Annotated in this window: 1 protein-coding gene; it reads left to right on the top strand. The window is 70.4% G+C overall.

From position 1 onward, the window contains the following. Positions 1 to 389 precede the first annotated feature (389 nt). Complete coding sequence (locus tag IE329_RS40050; RefSeq protein WP_079198414.1) at positions 390 to 671, top strand: MerR family transcriptional regulator; 282 nt, start codon at positions 390 to 392, stop codon at positions 669 to 671. Position 672: the final 1 nt, after the last annotated feature.

Genomic DNA, 672 nt, shown 5'->3' with positions numbered 1-672 from the left:
AGTCAGTACAGACGGAGGATGAACGGAGGGGACAGAGCACCATCAGGATCGCCCGGCCCGTGAGGCACGTTCGTCCGGGCGGACACCGCAGACCCCCCAAGCACGAAGGACGGTGGTTTCCGGTCACGCATACGCGATCCCCGCACGCCCCTTCCCCCGGGGCAGTGCGGACCTGAGGAAGCCGGCTCCGGCCGGCAGATGGTGATGTATCCCTTCGGGGCCCCGGAGCCGCAACGGCTTCGGGGCCCCTCGACGCGTCCCCGAACAAACACAGAAGAGGTGCAGTGACCACGGCAACCAACCGGCCCCACAACCCCGGCTCCAACCCCGATCCAAGCCCCGACCCGGGCCCCAACTCCTTCGACGACGACGACTACCCCGCCTACACCATGGGCCGCGCCGCCGAGATGACCGGCACCACCGCCGGCTTCCTCCGGGCGCTGGGGGAGCACCGCCTCATCACTCCACTGCGCTCCGACGGCGGCCACCGCCGCTACTCCCGCTACCAACTACGGATCGCGATGCGCGCCCGTGACCTGGTCGACCAGGGCACCCCCATCGAGGCCGCCTGCCGCATCGTCATCCTCGAGGACCAACTCGAAGAGGCGCTGCGCCTCAACGAGCAACTGCGCCGTCCGCCGGCCGACGCGCCGCCGCCCGCCGACACCTGAC

Origin of the sequence: Kitasatospora indigofera (assembly GCF_014655955.1) — a bacterium.
Taxonomy (GTDB): domain Bacteria; phylum Actinomycetota; class Actinomycetes; order Streptomycetales; family Streptomycetaceae; genus Kitasatospora; species Kitasatospora indigofera.
The sequence above is the reverse complement of the archived record's forward strand: the minus strand, read 5'-3'. Positions and strand labels throughout refer to the sequence as shown.